The 17,640-nt window shown below is 64.9% G+C and carries 15 protein-coding genes and 3 tRNA genes; 13 read left to right on the top strand and 5 right to left on the bottom strand.

Annotated elements, in window-relative coordinates; all coding sequences use genetic code 11:
* The 12 genes from H5T74_04545 to H5T74_04600 all read left to right on the top strand — a co-directional run bounded on the left by H5T74_04545 (position 1) and on the right by H5T74_04600 (position 13,135).
* Entirely contained in the window at positions 1 to 903 is a 903-nt protein-coding gene (locus H5T74_04545) for an ACP S-malonyltransferase (GenBank protein ID MBC7229648.1), read from the top strand.
* 126 nt (positions 904 to 1,029) lie between these two features.
* Positions 1,030 to 2,376: an ATP-grasp domain-containing protein gene (locus H5T74_04550; GenBank protein MBC7229649.1), complete on the top strand. Its 1,347-nt coding sequence runs from the start codon at positions 1,030 to 1,032 to the stop codon at positions 2,374 to 2,376.
* A 193-nt stretch (positions 2,377 to 2,569) separates the two neighbouring features.
* A complete protein-coding gene (locus H5T74_04555; protein ID MBC7229650.1) occupies positions 2,570 to 2,965 on the top strand; it encodes a hypothetical protein in 396 nt (131 codons plus the stop codon).
* A 4-nt stretch (positions 2,966 to 2,969) separates the two neighbouring features.
* A complete protein-coding gene (locus H5T74_04560; GenBank protein MBC7229651.1) occupies positions 2,970 to 4,043 on the top strand; it encodes a ketoacyl-ACP synthase III in 1,074 nt (357 codons plus the stop codon).
* Positions 4,040 to 4,783: a 3-oxoacyl-[acyl-carrier-protein] reductase gene (fabG, locus tag H5T74_04565; GenBank protein MBC7229652.1), complete on the top strand. Its 744-nt coding sequence runs from the start codon at positions 4,040 to 4,042 to the stop codon at positions 4,781 to 4,783. The genes H5T74_04560 and fabG overlap by 4 nt, the downstream gene beginning before the upstream one ends.
* Positions 4,780 to 5,616, top strand: coding sequence for an acetyl-CoA carboxylase carboxyl transferase subunit beta (locus H5T74_04570; protein ID MBC7229653.1), 837 nt, complete (start codon positions 4,780 to 4,782; stop codon positions 5,614 to 5,616). Before fabG ends, H5T74_04570 begins: the two co-directional genes overlap by 4 nt.
* Positions 5,617 to 6,152: 536 nt before the next feature.
* Complete coding sequence (locus tag H5T74_04575; GenBank protein MBC7229654.1) at positions 6,153 to 6,404, top strand: acyl carrier protein; 252 nt, start codon at positions 6,153 to 6,155, stop codon at positions 6,402 to 6,404.
* A gap of 320 nt (positions 6,405 to 6,724) precedes the next feature.
* Positions 6,725 to 8,035, top strand: a complete 1,311-nt coding sequence (fabF, locus tag H5T74_04580) for a beta-ketoacyl-ACP synthase II (protein MBC7229655.1) — start codon at positions 6,725 to 6,727, stop codon at positions 8,033 to 8,035.
* Between the two features lie 506 nt (positions 8,036 to 8,541).
* The gene (locus H5T74_04585) at positions 8,542 to 9,288 is read left to right on the top strand and encodes a class I SAM-dependent methyltransferase (GenBank protein MBC7229656.1); all 747 of its coding nucleotides are present in this window, start codon (positions 8,542 to 8,544) and stop codon (positions 9,286 to 9,288) included.
* Positions 9,289 to 9,654: 366 nt separating this feature from the next.
* Positions 9,655 to 10,917 (top strand): 4Fe-4S binding protein, encoded by a 1,263-nt coding sequence (locus tag H5T74_04590; GenBank protein MBC7229657.1) that lies wholly within the window; start codon positions 9,655 to 9,657, stop codon positions 10,915 to 10,917.
* A 303-nt stretch (positions 10,918 to 11,220) separates the two neighbouring features.
* Positions 11,221 to 12,153, top strand: a complete 933-nt coding sequence (locus tag H5T74_04595; protein MBC7229658.1) for a 4Fe-4S binding protein — start codon at positions 11,221 to 11,223, stop codon at positions 12,151 to 12,153.
* A gap of 166 nt (positions 12,154 to 12,319) precedes the next feature.
* On the top strand, positions 12,320 to 13,135 hold the full coding sequence (locus tag H5T74_04600) for an NAD-dependent deacylase (protein ID MBC7229659.1): 816 nt from the start codon (positions 12,320 to 12,322) through the stop codon (positions 13,133 to 13,135).
* Between the two features lie 180 nt (positions 13,136 to 13,315).
* On the opposite strand, the gene H5T74_04605 is transcribed toward H5T74_04600, so the two are convergent.
* Positions 13,316 to 14,107: an alpha/beta fold hydrolase gene (locus H5T74_04605; GenBank protein ID MBC7229660.1), complete on the bottom strand. Its 792-nt coding sequence runs from the start codon at positions 14,105 to 14,107 to the stop codon at positions 13,316 to 13,318.
* Between the two features lie 489 nt (positions 14,108 to 14,596).
* On the opposite strand from H5T74_04605, the gene H5T74_04610 reads away from it, so the two are divergent.
* Complete coding sequence (locus H5T74_04610; protein ID MBC7229661.1) at positions 14,597 to 16,141, top strand: FAD-binding oxidoreductase; 1,545 nt, start codon at positions 14,597 to 14,599, stop codon at positions 16,139 to 16,141.
* 436 nt (positions 16,142 to 16,577) lie between these two features.
* Here the strand turns inward: H5T74_04610 and H5T74_04615 are convergent, their stop codons facing one another.
* The 4 genes from H5T74_04615 to H5T74_04630 form a co-directional block, all read right to left on the bottom strand.
* On the bottom strand, positions 16,578 to 16,715 hold the full coding sequence (locus H5T74_04615; GenBank protein MBC7229662.1) for a hypothetical protein: 138 nt from the start codon (positions 16,713 to 16,715) through the stop codon (positions 16,578 to 16,580).
* A gap of 493 nt (positions 16,716 to 17,208) precedes the next feature.
* A tRNA-Phe gene (locus tag H5T74_04620) sits at positions 17,209 to 17,284 on the bottom strand.
* A gap of 32 nt (positions 17,285 to 17,316) precedes the next feature.
* Positions 17,317 to 17,394: transfer RNA gene (locus H5T74_04625), tRNA-Asp, on the bottom strand.
* Between the two features lie 81 nt (positions 17,395 to 17,475).
* Positions 17,476 to 17,551: transfer RNA gene (locus H5T74_04630), tRNA-Glu, on the bottom strand.
* Positions 17,552 to 17,640: the final 89 nt, after the last annotated feature.

Genomic DNA, 17,640 nt, shown 5'->3' on the forward strand with positions numbered 1-17,640 from the left:
ATGCGCACCGCCTTCGTGTTTCCCGGGCAGGGAAGCCAGCGACCCGGCATGGCGGGCGAGGTCCTCGGGGCGGGAGACGGGGCCAGGGAGGTCTTCGTGCTCGCGAACGAGATATGCGGCTCCGATCTGGTGGAGCTGTGCGACAAGGGAGACCCGCTGCTGCTGTCCCGTACCGATTATTGCCAGATCGGCGTGGCCGCCACCTCCCTCGCATGGCTGGAGCTGCTCCGCCGACGGGGGGAGAAACCCCATGCCGTGGCCGGCCACAGCCTGGGCGAATACTGCGCCGCCTGCGCCGCAGGCTGCATGAGCGTGGAGGACTGCCTGCGGTTGGTTTGGCGTCGGGGCAAGGCCATGCTGGAGTGCTCGCGCGAGACGCCCGGGGGGATGCTCGCCCTGGTGGGTGTGGGATGGGAAGCGGCGCGAGAGCTCCTCGAGGAGTCTGGGGAGGAAGGCCGCGTGGCCTTCGCCAACCTCAACAGCGCAACCCAGGTGGTCCTGGCGGGCGACCCGGATGACCTGCGGAACACGGCGGCAAGGCTGCGTGCGCGGGGGATCCGCTCCGTACCCCTGAAGGTCAGCGGAGCCTTTCATACCCCGGCCATGGCGAGAGCGCGTGAAGTGGTGGCGAGGTGCCTGGAAACCATGCCCCTGCGCGATCCCTCGCTCACCTTCTTCTCCGCCTTCACGGGAGAGCGGGTACGCACCGCGTCGGAGGTGGCGGAATGTCTCTCGAGCGGCATCACTTCCCCGGTGCGCTGGCTCGAGGTCCAGAGCAGACTGGTGGAAAACGGCACCGAGCGCCAGGTGGAAGTGGGGCCGGGAGACGTCCTCAGCCGCATGGGCAGCGTCGATCACCCCCATGTGCTCTTCGTGCGCGCGGCGGAGGTCACGAGTGGATAGAGGGATGGATCACGCCCTACCGGGATCCGGGTCCGCCGCGGTCCGGAGGAAGGCCGCATCTCGGGACTCCGCCGAAGCGAGTGTGGGGGGCGCGGCCGATGCCTTCCAGAGTGAGAGGAGAACCCGTTGTTCAGGCGCGTGCTCATAGCCAATCGGGGCGAAGTCGCCCTGCGCATCCTGCGCACCCTCAGGGAGATGGACGTGGAGGGGGTTCTGATATGCTCCGAGTCGGACGCCCGCTTTTCCATGCCCCACGCGGTGAAGATGCTCTGTATCGGCAGCGATGACCCCGCCCACAGTTACCTCAACCCCTACCGCATCATCAACGCGGCGGTGGCGGCGGGAACGGACGCGGTGCACCCGGGGTACGGCTTTCTCTCCGAGGACGCCACTTTCGCCCGCCTGTGCCTGGAGATGGGCCTCGCCTTCATCGGTCCCTCGCCCGAAACCCTGCGGAGCCTCGGGGACAAGGCCAGTGCCTGCAGGCTTGCGTCCGAGGTAGGCCTGCCAACCCTGCTCATGGGGGTGGCGCACGGCGAGGAGGAGGTCGCAAGGATGATGGAGATGGCTTCATGTCCCGTGGTCCTCAAGCCGGTGATGGGAGGCGGCGGGAAGGGAATCCGCGTCGTACACCGCCCCGAGGACGTGGAAGAGGCCTGGCGCCAGGCGCGCAAGGAGTCGGCCACCGGTTTCCGCGACGGCGGTATTTACGTCGAGCGCTACCTCGTCGGCGCCCGCCACCTCGAGGTCCAGGTGGCGCGCGACGCGCGGGGCAACGTCATCTCCTTCCCCCTGCGGGAATGTTCCATACAGCGCCGTCACCAGAAATGGGTCGAGGAGAGCCCCGCCCCCTCCTGCCCGGAACATCTCGAGAAAGCGCTGCGAGACGGAGCGGAAGGCCTGGCCGGGGCGTGCGGGCTGGTGGGGATAGCCACGGTGGAGTTCCTGGTGCGCGGGGAGGAGTTCTTTTTCCTGGAGGTCAATCCCCGCCTGCAGGTCGAGCACACCGTCACCGAGATGCTCTGCGGCATGGACCTGGTGCGCGAACAGGTGCGCATCGCCTGCGGCGAGGAACTGGAAAACATCCCCATTCCCAGGGGCCACGCCATGGAGTCGAGGGTCTACGGTCACCCCCGGGGCGCGGGAGCGTGCCGACTGGACCTGCCGGGCGGAAACGGCATCCGCGTGGATGCGCCGCCGGCGGGGGCGCTCGCCGCCTCGGCGAGGTATGACGGCATGCTGGCGAAGATCTGCTCCTGGTCGCCCACGCGGGAGATGAACGTGCGCCGCATGCAGCGGGCGCTCGAAGAGACGGAGGCCGACGGCCTGCGCACCAACCTGCCCGAACTGCGCTCCCTCCTGGAAAGCACCGCCTTCCGGCGCGGGAGATACGACCTCTCCACCCTCGAGAAGGCGGCCGGCGATGGGCCGGCCGGCCCCCTGCCGGATAAACGGTCCGCGCGGAAAGCGTGAGAGGTGACGGGCGAACATGGCGGTCTTGACCGGTGGGGCGAAGCCATCGAGGACGAGAAAGAGCCGGGGGCTCGCCACGCGTTTTCGGCGGGCCGGTCTTTCCGCCGCGGGGTATCCTTCGCCCGCGGATAAGGGCCCGGAGTGGGGCGGGGACGGGGCGGGGATCGCGGCCGGATCGGGAGTGGCCTGAGCCATGGACTTCCTGGAAGGCGTGGGAGAGTTCATGGCCCGGGAGGGCATCCTGGAGCTGGAGATCCTGGACGGGGACCGCGTCATCCGGCTGCGGCGCGGCTCCCTGGAGAAACCGCCGCCCGGGGAGCAAGGGGATACGACGGTGGTCCGCGCCCCCATGGCCGGGATCCTGCGTCTCACGCCCCTTCCCGGCCAAGCGCCGTACGCTCCCGCGGGCGAGACCAGGAAGGAGAGGGAGGTGCTCTTCTGTATCGAGGCGATGAAACACCTGAACGAAGTGAGGGCCGACGGCCCGCTCCTGGTGGAGGAAGTGCTGGTCAAGGACGGTGATACGGTGCATGAAGGGCAGGCGGTCATGCGCGTGAGGATGTTGAGCCGGGAGATGGAAGAAGGGTGAGGACATGGACGGAATAACCATCGCGGCCTGCGGCAAGGGCATACCCCGCCACTCCCTCCACAACCGGGACCTGGAGGGATTCCTGGATACCAGCCACGCCTGGATACTGTCGCGCACGGGGATCGAGGAGCGCCGGGTGGCGGATCCGGAGGAGGACAACATCTCCCTCTCCCTGGAGGCATGCCGCATGGCGCTCGAGCGGTCCGGTCTGGACGGGGGGGACGTGGACCTCATCGTCGTGGCCACCGCCACCCCTGACCGCCTGGTGCCCTCCCTCGCCTGCACGCTGCAGCGGGAACTGGGTTCTCGAGGGCCGGCCCTGGACATCAACGCCGGGTGTTCGGGATTCGTCTACGCCCTGGTCATCGCCTTACAACTCATGCGGGGAGGGCTGGCGTCTCGCGCCCTGGTGGTGGGCACGGAGACCCTCACGCGCATCGTGGACTGGAGGGACAGGTCCACCTGCGTGATCTTCGGGGACGGGGCGGGGGCGGCGCTGCTGGCTCCCTGTCCCGCCGGCGAGGGCATCATCGCCTCCTCCCTGGACGCTCAGGGTGGAGGGGACCGGCTCATCCGCGCCGAGGGAGGCGGCGCACGTATGATGGCCTCCCTGATGGGCGGCCTCCTGCGCGAGGTTTCCTCGCTCCCCCCTCCCCTGCCCGATATCCCGCGTAGCTGGGGGGACGCTTACCCCTTCATCCGCATGGACGGCAGAGAAGTGTTCCGGTTCGCGGTCAACAAGCTGTGCGCCACGGTGCGGGAGCTCTGCGCCGCCGCCGGGGTGAGGATGGACGACATAGCCCTCGTCATACCCCACCAGGCAAACCTGCGCATCCTCAACGCCTCCGCCGAAAGGCTCGGCTGCCCGCCGGACATCTTCTTCACCAACATCCACCGTTACGGCAACACCTCCTCCGCCTCCATCCCCATCGCGCTGGAGGAGGCCCTGCATGCCGGCCTCATCGGGGAGGGAGACCTGGTGGTGCTGGCGGCTTTCGGGGCGGGCATGACCTGGGGAGGGGTGCTGCTGCGCTGGCACCGAGGAACGGCGACCGGGACGGGGAGGGAGAAGGTATGAGCGTGCGGGAGAGAACGGTCCTGGTGACGGGCGGCTCGCGCGGCATCGGCCGCGCCGTCGCCCTCGCCCTCGCGGAGGAGCATGGCCGGATAGCCATAAATTACCATGGCAACGACGTCGCGGCCGAGGAATGCCTCGAGCTGCTGCGCGCGAAGGGGGCGGAAGGCATGCTGCTGAAAGCGGATGTCGGCGACCCCTCGCAGGTGGATAAGATGTTCGGTCAGATCAGGGAAGCGTGGGTAGGGGTGGATATCCTGGTCAACAACGCCGGGGTACGCAGGGACGGGCTCGCCGTCAGCATGGGAGACGAGAGCTGGGAGGAGGTCATGGGGACCAACCTGCGGGGAGCCTTCTACTGCACCCGCGCCGCGTTGAGGTCCATGCTGCGCAGACGGTGGGGACGGATCATCAACATCTCCTCCGTGGCGGGGCTCAGGGGGGTCAGGGGACAGGCGAACTACTGCGCCTCCAAGGCAGGGCTCATAGGGTTGACGCGCAGCCTGGCGCAGGAGGTGGCCGGACGCGGCATCACCGTCAACGCCGTCGCCCCGGGCCTGATCGTCACGGAGATGACCGAGGACCTGCCGCGGGAGAGCCTGGACCTCATCCTCAAGGCGATACCCATGCAGAGGGCCGGCAGGCCCGAAGAGGTCGCCGCCGTCGTAGCCTTCCTGGCCTCCGACAGCGCCTCCTACCTCACCGGGCAGGTGATCTGCATCGACGGAGGGATGCTGGGTTGAGACGGCTGGGCCACGGCATGGCGGAAAGGGGTCGGGGGGCCGGGACGGCATCCCTGCGCGAGCGTGCCCGCGGATTATGGACGAGGTGCGGCGGGTGCGGCCTGGAGGTGGAACGCGCGGTTCTGGAAACGGCTTTGGGGGTCTGCCCGCACTGCGGCTACCACCACCGCATGGGCGTGGGCGATCGCGTGGCCTATCTCTTCGACCCGGGGTCCTTCCTCGCCGACACAGACGAGGTCCGCACCTCTGATCCCATATCTTTCCAGGAGGGAGCGTATCTGCGGGAGGCCCTCTCCCTTACCGGGGAAGCCATGCTCTTCGGGGAGGCCGCGGTGCTGGGAAAACCCTGCGTTGCCGCTCTCATGGACTTCTCCGTCTTCGGGGGCTCCATGGGGATTGCGGTGGGCGAGCTCTTCCGGCGCGCCTGCGCACGCAGCGTGGAGCGCGGATATCCCCTTCTGGCCGTGGCCTGTTCCGGCGGAGCGCGTGTCCAGGAGGGGACCCCGGCACTGCTGCAGATGGCCCGGGTCATGTTCGCCCTCGCCCAACTGTCCGAGGCGCGCCTGCCCTTCATATCCCTGCTCTGCGATCCCACCTCTGGGGGCGTGGCGGCGAGCTTCGCCACCGCGGCGGACGTGATCCTGGCGGAACCCGGAGCGCTCATATGCTTCAGCGGACCCAGGGTGGTGGAGCAGACGCTGGGCATCAAGCCGCGCCCTGATTTCTCCCGCGCCGAGTCCCTCCTGGAGAGAGGGCTGGTGGACATGGTGGTGCCCCGCCGGCGACAGCGCGAGGTGATCGGGGGCCTGCTGGCATTTTTCGAAAGGAGGTGAGAGCGGCAGAGCAAGACGTGTGCCCGGCCCCCATGCGGACCGGCAGCGCGGGCGGCGAGGAAAGTGGGGAAGAGCCGTAGATCCCGCTCCCTCCCTTTTGCGGAGCTGCCCCGCCCCCCCATGGCGGCGCACTCGCCAGGCCTCCTGCCGGGGACGGTGACGGATGAAAACGGCACCGGGGCATGAAAGGCACCCGGAGAGCGTTCCGTCGAGAGCGGCGGATGACAAAGGCGATCGGGAGAAAGGGATGCGTCCGCCGCTCGAGATCCATGGCTCCGGCGAGATCCCCGGAATCGGCGTATCCGGCCGGTGGGATAAATCCCTCTCGACGGGTGCGGACGGGGCACGGGCGAGAGCGCACGGGACGGATGTATCCCGGATGAAACGCACCGGTCCCGGCGAGCGGCCAAAGAGATGACCGGGCGAAGACGCATGGGACGGACATGACGCGGACGAGACCGCTGCAGGAAAGGGACGAGACGATGGCGGCCGGGTCCGGATCGAGCCCGGCAAGCTCATAGCAGGGAGGTGGAAAGATGGACGAAAAAGAGGTGTTCCGGAGGGTAAGGGAGATGCTCGCGGGAAGGCAGGCCGTACCCGCGGAAGAGATCGCCTGGGACACGCGCCTGAAAGAGGACCTCGAGGTGGACTCCCTCGACCTGGTGGAGCTTTCCATGCTGGTGGAGGAGGAGTACGGCATCGAGCTCTTCGACGAGCAGATCGGCGCCGTGAGCACGGTGGGAGACGTGGTGCGCCTGATCCTGGATAACGTATCCGCGCGGGACTGAGGTCATCCCCAGCAGGCGGGCGAGCGGCTCGGCGGCGCGGGATGTCCCCGCCGCCCGCCGCTCTCCCACGGACCTCTCGCGTACGGCCCTCCGCCGGGATGGAAGAGTACGGGACGGGGTCGAAATGCGTCCCCGTCTTCCCGGCCCGTGGGAGGTTGGGACAACGACGGGACAACGGAGTGAAGGGAGAGAAGGTGAGGCGCATTCCAGCGCGGTGAGGGCGATATCGCGGGAGCACGGGTCTTTGGCGAGCGCGTGGAAGAAGGTGAGACGTATCCCTGCCCGGTGAGGGGAGGGGTATCCGAGAGAAGGGAAGGAAGATGAGACGCAGGGTGGTGATAACCGGACTGGGACCGGTCACCTCGCTGGGCATAGGAACGGAGGCTTTCTGGGCAGCCCTCAAGGAGGGGCGTTCGGGCATAGCGCCCATCTCCTCCTTCGATCCCGACGGGCTACCCAGCCGTATCGCCGGCGAGGTGTCCTCCCTCGAGATGAACGAATACATGGACGCCAGGGCGGCCCAGCGCATGGACCGCTTCTGTCACTTCGCGGTGGCCGGCGCACGCCTCGCCCTGGAGGACGCGGGACTCACGGCGGGGAAGGAGCTGGAGTGCGCGGGAGTGGAGCCCTCGCGTGCGGCCATCATCGTGGGCTCGGGAATCGGGGGCATGTCCACCTTGGAAAGCCAACACCGGGTGCTGATGGAGCGCGGGCACGCGCGGGTAAGCCCCTTCACCATACCCATGATCATCCCCAACATGGCGGCGGGAATCCTCGCCATCATGCTGGGATTCACGGGACCCAACCTATGCACGGTCACCGCCTGTGCCGCCGGGGCCCACGCCATCGGCATGGCTTTCCAGCTCATCGCCGGCGGAACGGCCGACCTGTGCCTGGCGGGAGGATCCGAGGCCAGCATCACGCCGCTCTCCGTCGCCGGTTTCTGCTCCATGCGCGCCCTTTCCACGCGCAACCAGGAACCGGAGAAGGCCAGCAGGCCTTTTGATGCCCACCGCGACGGCTTCGTCATCGCCGAGGGAGCGGGGTTGCTGGTGCTGGAGAGCCTGGAGGGAGCCCTGGCCAGAGGGGCGAGGATCTACTGCGAGCTGGCGGGCTTCGGCATGAGCTGCGATGCCCACCATATCACCGCCCCGGACCCGGAATCGCGAGGCGCGGCCCGGTGCATGCAGGAAGCCATGCGCTCCGCGGGCCTGGATCCCGGAGATATAGGCTATATCAACGCCCACGGCACCTCCACTCCCTACAACGACCGCAGCGAGACCCTGGCCATCAAGAAAGCGCTGGGGGAACATGCCTACTCGGTCCCGGTCTCCTCCACCAAGTCCATGACCGGGCATCTGCTGGGAGCGGCTGGCGGCGTGGAGGCCATCGCCACGGCGCTGGTCCTGCACGAGGGGGTGATCCCTCCCACCATCAACCTGGAGACGCCGGACCCGGAATGTGACCTCGATTACGTACCCGGCGAGGCGCGCGAGGTGGAGGTGGGAGCGGCGCTGAGCAACTCCTTCGGATTCGGCGGACACAACGCCTGCCTGGCCTTCAAGGCCATGGGGTCAGCCCCGGACATGGGACATCTCTCGCCCACCACCGGCACCGGTCGGGGCCTATAGCTCCGATCCCGTGAGGGATCGCGGCTTCCATTGCAGTTGCGGCCTTGTCTGCAAGGTCGGAGGCTTCGAACCTGACCCCCTTCAAACCTCGTGTCTTGACAAGTACTGCCGAATAAAAATGATATGCGTGCATGCCCCGGAGGGTTTGCCCAGCATCGAGGTAAGGCGACCCCCCTTGAAGCTGAAAACGTGATCTCTTTATAGGAACCTTTGGCCACACTCGCGCGCGGGAAGCTCTCGGTTCTCGAAGAATGAAGCTGTGCCCCCGCTCTTTATCAGTTTCAATGCTCTACGCCACCACCTTTTTCCCGAGTTAAAGGTCCTCCTGATGTGTTAGGATGAGAGCCGACGAAAAAGAACCGGTTGTGCGAATGAAAAGAGATGCTATGAGCTTTTGAATCCATCGTCGTCCTGGCCCTTGTGGCTGCAGGATGCCGCTGACACACCCGCAAGAAGTCATGTAGAGAACGTTTCTATCCGTTTCCGCAGCAAGGAGGTTTTCCGCATTGGATATTCCACGGATCTTCGAGATCGCCGAAAGCGCTCACCGCATCCATAACCCGTTCACGCCCGAAAAGCTCGCCACCCTCGGCGCGGCGCTGCGCCTGGAAAGGGGGACCCGAGTGCTCGACCTCGGCAGCGGTTCGGGAGAGATGCTGTGCACCTGGGCCCGCGATCACGGAGTCGTCGGAACCGGCATCGACATGAGCCGGTTGTTCACCGAGCAAGCGAGGCTCCGCGCGGAAGAGCTCGGTGTCGCCGATCGGGTCAAGTTCATCCATGACGATGCCGCAGGCTACGTCTCCGCGGAAAAGGTCGATGTGGCAGCCTGTCTCGGCGCCACGTGGATCGCCGGGGGAGTGGCCGGCACCATCGAGCTCCTGGCGCAGAGCCTTCGCTCCGGAGGGATCATCCTCATCGGCGAGCCCTACTGGCGCCAGTTACCGCCCACGGAAGATGTCGCCAGAGAGTGTGATGCCGGCTCGATCTCCGACTTTCTCACCCTTCCGGGACTTCTCGCGTCTTTCGGCCGCCTCGACTACGACGTCGTGGAGATGGTCCTGGCGGACCAGGACAGCTGGGACAGATACGAGGCGGCCCAATGGCTCACCATGCGCCGATGGCCTGAAGCCAATCCCGACGACGAGTTCGCGAAAGAGGTTCGAGCCAAACTGGACACGGAACCCGAGCGCTACGCCGCCTACACGCGTGAATACCTGGGCTGGGGCGTCTTCGCGCTGATGAAGCGGTGAGTGGGGTCAGATCTTCGTGTGGGGAAAACCGGCGGTCGTATCTTCGTTTTCCGTCAAGCTCTCAGCTCGATCTAGTTCTTGGCGTTCAAGGGTTCGCTGCTTCGACATTCGGAATTCTCAGGGGCCTTCGCTCATCGGGGCGAGGATATGGACGAGTTATAGGCCATCGGGACTTTGATAAAGTCGTCCGGCACAATCATGGTGCTGACCTGTTTTAAGAAGCTACGATAGGTCGCCTGGGTCGAAGATCGAAGATGTGACCCCATTCCAGCGATACACGTGGCGGCGCGGGGCAGCGCGCGCCGCCGGCAAGCCGCGCGGCTTCCGAGGTGCCACATCGACGGAAGCCGGGATAAGGAGGGAAACATGGCACCGGAAGAAGAGGCCAGGGGCAGACGATACGTGGTCGTCGAGGAGGGCGTCATCCGCCCCACCGACCCCAAACCCTACCGGGTCGTGCCCAGGCTGCCCGGCGACTACCCGCAGGTCCCCAAGGTATACCTCGACGCCGCCCAGGCGCTCTCCAGCCCCCTGCTCTCCAACCCGCCACTATGCGACGAACTGCTGGCCTTCGTCCAGCACCTGTGGACGGAGGAGGAAGCCTCTCTGGTCCGCCACCTGCATCCCTTCCGGGGAAGGAGCTGCGCCGAGCTGGCCAGGGCCGAGGGAAGGCCGGTGGCCGAGGTGGAGGGCATCCTGCACCGCCTGGAGACGGAGAAGAGGTCCATAGGGAGCAGCGGAAGCGGGGCCAGGAGGCGCTACCGGTTGAAGCGCATCCTGGGCCAGATCTTCGAGGAGACCCTCATGGGGCACGACCCGGAGAACCTGAGCGACTGGCACAAGCGTTTCATCGTGCTCTGGGAGGACCTCTTCATGACCGGCTGGATGCTCGATTACCAGCGGGCCTACAAGATGGACTCGTCGCGGGTGGTGCCGCTGAGCGAGACCATCCAGGCCATCCAGTCGGCGATGCCTTACGACAAGCTCGAGACGATCATGGAGCGCTACGACAGGTTCGCGGTCACCAACTGCCAATGCCGCATGTCGGCGCAGGTGCTGGGAAAGGGCTGCGGTAAGCCCATCTCCAACTGCCTGGTGATGGGAGAATGGGTGGATAAACGGGTGAACGACGGCTGGTACCGGGAAGTGAGCCGCAAGGACGCACTGGAGATAAAGGCCGAGGCCGCCGCGAACGGGCTGGTGAGCTGGGTGATAAACATCCAGGACGGGAAGGGGCAGGCCTCCTGTTCCTGCTGCGCCTGCTGCTGCTACAGCTTCCGGCTGGTGACGGAGTTCGCCTGCCCGAGCGTCATCGCCCCGCCCCATTTCATCCCTTCCGTCGACGCCTCGCGGTGCACCTTCTGCGGCAAATGCGCCAAGGCCTGTCCCATCGCAGCCCTCACCGTGGACACCAAGGCCAAGGAGCACCGCCGCCTGCCGGAGCGCTGTATCGGCTGCGGGCTGTGCGCGGTGACGTGCGCCAAGGCGAAGGCGGTGACCATGGTGCCGGCCCCCGATCACCGGCGGCCGCCCAGGAATATGTTCTCGCTGATCGCGGGGCAGGCGCCCGGCATGCTCAAGTCCGCCTGGCAGGTCTCGAGAAAGTACCGGCGCGGAGTGCTCCCCTGAGGGAGGGCCCTTCCCCGCCAGCGAGCTCCGTCGAGAACTTGCGCCGGCTGACGCGCCTAGCGAGCGGGAAGCGCACCTGTTTTTCCGCCCCTAGAAGCGTCGGGGCCGGACCGTGTTCCTTGCGCCTTCACTTTCCTTGCTGAATGTACGCAGGGCTCGCTGATCGCTTGTCGCTTGTCACATCATCGGACCGCGTCCCTTGCACCTTCGCTTTCCTCTCCGAAAGCGTTAATCTTGACATGCGGGCGCGAGCTTCCCGTCCGCGGCTGTCGCCCGGGAGGGGTAACCGGGATAGGGAGGGAGATGATGACAAACGCGAAAAAGCTGGCAGGCCTGTCGGCGCTGGCCGCGGCGGGAGCGGGGGCCTTGGTCGTCTCACGCATGAAGCCCTCCACGCGCGCCTACATCAGGTCGGTGGGGTGGCACCGGCCCGACCTCTGGCTGCACGGCCTGTTCTACTTCGGCCACACCCTGCAGTACATCCGCATTGGCAGGTGGGCCACGGGCTTCGCCCACCGCATACCGGGCCACGTAAGGAGGCACTACGCCGAAACCTACCACGGCAAGCTGGTGCCCCTGGAGGAGGCCCAGAAACTGGTAACCGTCTCCGAGGAAATCGAGCTGCGCGACCTGGAGAAGGTGATCCCCTTCAGCATGTGTAGAGACATCGTGCTGGAGAACCCCGACGCCATCCTGGCATGCAAGTGCGTATGCCGCATGACCTCTCCCAATCACTGCCAGCCCGATGAGGTGTGCCTGGTCATCGGGGAGCCCTACGTCAGCTATATCCTCGACCACCAGCCCGAGTTCTGCCGGAGGGTCACGGCGGAGGAAGCGGTGAAGATACTGCGCCAGACGGACGAGGCCGGCTGCCTGCACGCCGCCTTCTTCAAGAACGTGACCCGGGGCCGCTTCTACGCCATCTGCAACTGCTGCCCGTGCTGCTGCGTGGCGCTGAAGTCGCACCGCTTCCACGGCGTGCCCTTCTACGGCCACTCCGGGCTGGAGCCCTCGTTTTCCGATGCCTGTAACGGCTGCCGCAAGTGCGTCGAGGCCTGTCTCTTCGAAGCCCTCACCCCCGGCGGCAAGCGCCGACCCCCCGTCCTGGATCGGGAAGCCTGCATGGGCTGCGGAGCCTGCCGTGCCGCCTGCCCCCAGGGGGCCGTCACCCTGGTGGAGGCCACGAGCCGTCCCGCTCCCCTCCGCCTGGACGAGCTGCTGGAGAGGCGCCACTGACCTCATCCGGATCGGCCCGCGCGAGCGGGGGCTGTGCACCCCCGCCTCTTTTTCCTTGCCTGCGCCGCCGCGCCGCCGGCAAGTCGTACGGCCGCCAGGCAGTCTAGTAAAATGATTGCGAATCCGTTCCAAGGAGTTGTGATGGCCGGTGAGGATCGAAGACCGCATGGAAAGATTCCTGCAGGCTTTCGATGAGCTCCTGCGCGCCTCCCGGTCCGCCCTGGCATTCACCGGGGCCGGGGTCTCGGAGGAGAGCGGCATCCCCACCTTCCGCGGCAGCGGAGGGCTCTGGGAGGAGTATCCCCCCGCCATCTACGGGAACCTGCCCGGCCTGGCCATGGTCTTTCTCCTGCGCCGCCGCAGGCTGGCCGGCTTCGCCGCCGGGGTCGTCTCCGCCCTGGCGGAGGCGGAGCCCAACCCCTGCCATAGAGCCCTGGCGGCACTGGAGAAGGAAGGACTGCTGCTGGGGGTGGTCACCCAGAACATCGACGGCCTGCATACCCTGGCCGGCAGCGGCAGGGTGCTGGAGCTCCACGGCAGCGCCTACCGTCTGCGCTGCCTGCGCTGCCGCGCCACCTACGGGGTCGCGAGGGAAATACTGGAAGAGGTGGTGGAACGACTGAGGCGCCCCCGCGCCACCCGCCGGGACCTCCTCGGCGCCCTGCGCCGCTACGCGCCCCCCTGTGCGGCTTGCGGTGGCAGGACCCGCCCCGACGTCGTCTTCTTCGGCGAAAGCCTGCCGCCCGGTGTGCTGGACGAGGCGCTGGAGCTGGCCTCGCGCTGCGACCTCCTCCTCGCACTGGGCACATCCTCGCTGGTGTATCCCGCGGCCATGGTGCCGCGCGCGGCCCTGGACGCCGGCGCCCGCCTGGTGGAGATAAACCCCCACCCCACCGTCCTCACCCCATCGGCCGAATTGCGCATCCCCCTTCCCGCCGGCGAGTTCTTCGCTTCCTACCTGGAGCATGCGGGCCGGGAGTGATTGGGGTCATATCTTCGATCTTCAACGAGGGTTTGCCCGTGCGAGTTCAGGCGCGCTGCCGGGGCGAAACGGGCTTCTCCGCTCAGTTGCGCGAGCACATGTTACGCGGGCCAAAGTTCGAAGCCCCCGTAAGCGAAAACGGATCGTAGATCGAAGATCTGACCCCAATAATTGCTCGCTTCACAGGTCATGATCGCGTAGCCAGTCCAGTATCCTGTCGGCGACGTCCTTCCAGCCTCTTTCCAGCATCATGTCGTGGGCTATGCGCGGGAATACCTCCGCGCGCAGCCCGTAAGCGGACGCCGTGTCCTCCTCTTCCGCGACGGTGAAGATGTTGTCTCCCTCGGCGGCGAGCAGCAGCATGGGCGTCTTTTTTACCCGCTTCGGATGCGGAAGGTCGAGCAACAGCATGTCCAGCACGGAGAGGAACGACTCGTTCTGAAGCCTTGCATGGCACCGCGCCACCTTTTCCTCCTCGACATCCGGGGAGAAGAACATCTCCCTCACCAGCTCGGGGGTGGAGACGGCTTGATAGGGTTTGAGCGTGGCCAGGAACTTGAGAAAAAGCGCCGGGTGCCGGCGGGCGACCCGCATCACGAACCCGGCGATGCCCTTCCTGGGCACGGGCGCCAGCAGGACGGCGGCCGGCGCATCGTGCGTCTCGAGATATTTCTGGACCACGTGCCCGCCCATGGAGTGACCCACCAGGACGGGGGGCGTTCTCATCTCCCCTACCACCCAGGCGACGTCGTTCACATAGTCCCCGATCCGCGCCCAGAACAGGCGCTCATGCCCTTCGCTGTTGCCGTGGCCGCGCAGGCTCACGGCATGGCAGACGTACCCGTGATGGGAGAAATAGGGCAGGAAGGTCTCCTCCCAGCACCAGGCCCCGTGCCAGGCCCCGTGGATGAAGAGGACCGGCGTCGGGCGTGCCTCGCCCTTGGGCTCCCTGGTAAGTAATTCCAGCTTCATGTCCGCTACCCCCTCCTGATCGATCCCGAATGAATCACGGTTATTCTATCAATTTGTTGGGGGTCGTAGCTTCACCTGTAGGGTCACGTCTTCGATCTTCGATGCGGAGAAAACCGGCGGTCGTATCTTCGTTTTCCGTCAAGCTCTCAGCTCGATCTAGTTCTTGGCGTTCAAGGGTTCGCTGCTTCGACATTCGGAATTCTCAGGGGCCTTCGCTCATCGGGGCGAGGATATGGACGAGTTATAGGCCATCGGGACTTTGATAAAGTCGTCCGGCACAATCATGGTGCTGACCTGTTTTAAGAAGCTACGATAGGTCGCCTGGGTCGAAGATCGAAGATGTGACCCCATTCTTAGCGTCATCTGGAGTAATATGGAGTGGGCTGGTGCAAACTTGGTGCGATCCCGTCCCGAGAAGCTGTGACAGGTCGCCAGGATCGAAGATCGAAGATGTGACCCCATGCGATGAACATGCGCGCGGAAGAAATAATGAAAAGGCTTGAGGCTGTCGTGGGGCCGGAATACGTCTCCGTTAATCCGGCGGTGCTGGACGGCTATGCCTTCCAGAGCTTCGGCAACCTGGATCCGACATGCCCGTGGATATCCCGCCCGGTGGCGGTGGTCCTCCCCTCCTCCACCGAGGAGGTCCAAGCGGTGCTGCGCGCCTGCCGTGAGCTCGGCCTAAGGTTCAAGGCCTTCTCCACGGGATGGGGAGCGCACGGTGGTCCCGGGGGCGAAGGGGTGGTGCAGATCGACCTGCGCCGCATGGACCGCATCATCGACATCGATGAGAGGAACATGGTGGCGGTGGTGGAGCCCTATGTTATCTGCGCCCAGCTTCAAGCGGAGGCGATGAAGCGCGGCCTCAACCTGCACATCATCGGAGCCGGTTGCGGGACCTCCCCCCTGGCGAGCTGCACCTCCATGGACGGCACGGGTTGGACAGGCCTGAGCACTGGATATAACTGCCGCAACGTCCTCGGGGCGGAGTGGGTGCTCCCGGACGGGCAGGTGCTGCAGCTCGGCAGCGCGGGAAGCGGCAGCGGCTGGTTCTGCGGGGACGGCCCCGGGCCCTCCTTGCGGGGCGTCATGCGAGGTCTATTCGGCGCACGCAGTGCCCTGGGAGTGTTTACCAAATGCGCCGTGAAGCTCTATCCCTGGCCGGGCGATCCGTGCCCCGAGGTTCGCGGCACCCTGCTGGACCTGGAGACGTGCATACCGGAGAACTTCAGGGTCTACATGTGCCTCTTTCCATCCTTCGAGTCTTATGCCGATTTCGCCTACGGGGTAGCCGACGCGGAGATCGGCTTCCTCCTCTGCAAAAACGCCTTGGGCCTCATCATCTCCATCTTCATGCCCCGCCTGCTCAAGAAAATATCCTCCGCGCCCTACCTTAAGGGCGCCTTAATGGCCGCCGAGCACGTCTTTCAGTTCATGCTCGCCTCCCACTCCCCCGGCGAGCTGGAATACCAGGAAAAGGTGGCGCGGGAGCTGGCAGAAAGGTGCGGGGGCCTGCTCCTGGACCTCGGGCTTGCGGCCGGGCTGGGCGGGGCAGTCTGGTGGGGGCTGGTTCGCGGCGCCCTCCCCCCGCTCTCCTTCCGTATGGGAGGGATGATGGGCACCTCCTTCGGGACCTGCTCGGCCTTCGATAACTGCGTCAACCAGTCCCGCGCGGGGGCGGAGCTGAAGCGGGCTTTCATCGAAAAAGGGAAGCTCTTCGACGACCTCGCCGACAACGCCTGGGGAGGCATCTACGAGGCCACCGGGCTATACGGGCACCAGGAAGAGCTCTTCCTCTTCGACCACCGTAACCCGAAACACCGCGATGGGGCGCGCGAATACTCATTGGAGGCCTGCCGTATGATGCGGGAGATGAACTTCGGGGTGGGGCTGGGGGCCTTTATGCTCGACGCCATGGAACGGGACCGGTTCTTCGGTCCCTCTACCTGGGACTACCCCTCCTGGCAGAGAAAGATAAAGGAGGCACTTGACCCCGATGGCCTGGGAGACTCCCGCTTTTACAGCGCGGAATAGGTTGATCGAAGAGCATGGGTAGATGCCGCAGGGTGCAGAAAACACAGAACAGGGAGCCAAAGATGTCCCATGTCCGGGGCTGACCCCATGTATGATGTCCTACCGGGGATGTACCGGCCGACGGTTGTGGTTGGTTCCTTTCACCTCCCCTCCGTTATCACAAGCCCTAAGCTATGGACCCGGCCTTCCGATGTCTGAAACGTGCCACAGATTTCTATGAGGAGTTAATGATTATGGGTGAAATAGAAAACGGAGAAGCCGAGATTGAGCGATGGAAAGTCGGTTGAAGTTTGGAAAGCGGCAGGAGTTCGCCGTGATCTCGAGACTGCTGAAAGAGGGCTGCGACGTATACCTGCCTCTTGTGGACGAAAGGGGAATCGATTGCGTGATCCGCAAAGACAGGGGCAGGTACCTCGATGTACAGATAAAAGCGCGGTCAGGAAACTGCCGACCCGAAAGCATCGCCGGGTTTCCCGCCTAGAAGGTCGAGGCCAGAAAGGATTACTTGCTCATTTTTTACAGCGAGGAAATGGACAAGTTCTGGGTCGTCCCCTCCACCGAGATCGTTGAGCATGCATACTCCCCAAGAAGCGGAAAACATGTGGGCGAATATTGTCTAACGCTTGCGAAACCCACAATAAAGGCATCGTATTCGACGAAAACTTAAAAATTCGTAGACGCATTTGACCTTTTGAAATAGGATGCCTTTTTGCCGCGAGACGACAGTCGGCCAAACCACGGAAATAGAGAGGGAGCGTGGCGTATGTGGCCCGAATCCAGAAACGAACCTGTCAGTCCGGCAAAGTGATATGTGCTTTCCTTCAAAGATCAACACGGCAAGCGGAGGGAAAAGGTTGCCGGAAAGAGACGCATGGATGCCGAGATGCTAAACGGAGAACGCTCGAAGAGTGATCGCCGGAAACCGTGGTGAGGAAAAAGAGAATCCGAGCTCTGTGGAAACTCATTATGGTAAACAGAGTTTTGTGCGTATTTTTTGCGGGGTGACTTTTTGGCATCCTAAACGAAAGACCAAGCCGGGAAACATGTCCCTTGACCTGGTCTTTTGCTGGTGGCGAGAGAGGGATTTGAACCCCCGACGCCAGGATTTTCAGTCCTGCGCTCTACCAACTGAGCTATCTCGCCGTATATCTCAACTCCCCGGGGGGAGTCATCCCTGGCGGAACCGACGGGATTTGAACCCGCGATCTCCGGCTTGACAGGCCGGCGTGTTAACCTGGCTACACCACGGCTCCGCGTAGATCCCGCGGGGGCGCATCAGCCCCTGCGAAATATATTATAGTAACTTTCAAGCGTGAACAATCACGCATTCTTCCTGGTGCCCCCAGCGGAATTCGAATCCGCGTCACCGCCTTGAAAGGGCGATATCCTAGGCCTCTAGACGATGGGGGCACGTCCTCACGTCGCCTTGCCCTCCCGGGTGCGGCGCCTGTGTTAATAATACCATTGATGCGCCGCGCGGCCCTGATCCGGGCCATAAA

It is taken from the genome of Actinomycetota bacterium (genome assembly GCA_014360645.1).
In the GTDB taxonomy this organism is placed as follows: Bacteria; Actinomycetota; Geothermincolia; order Geothermincolales; family RBG-13-55-18; genus Solincola_B.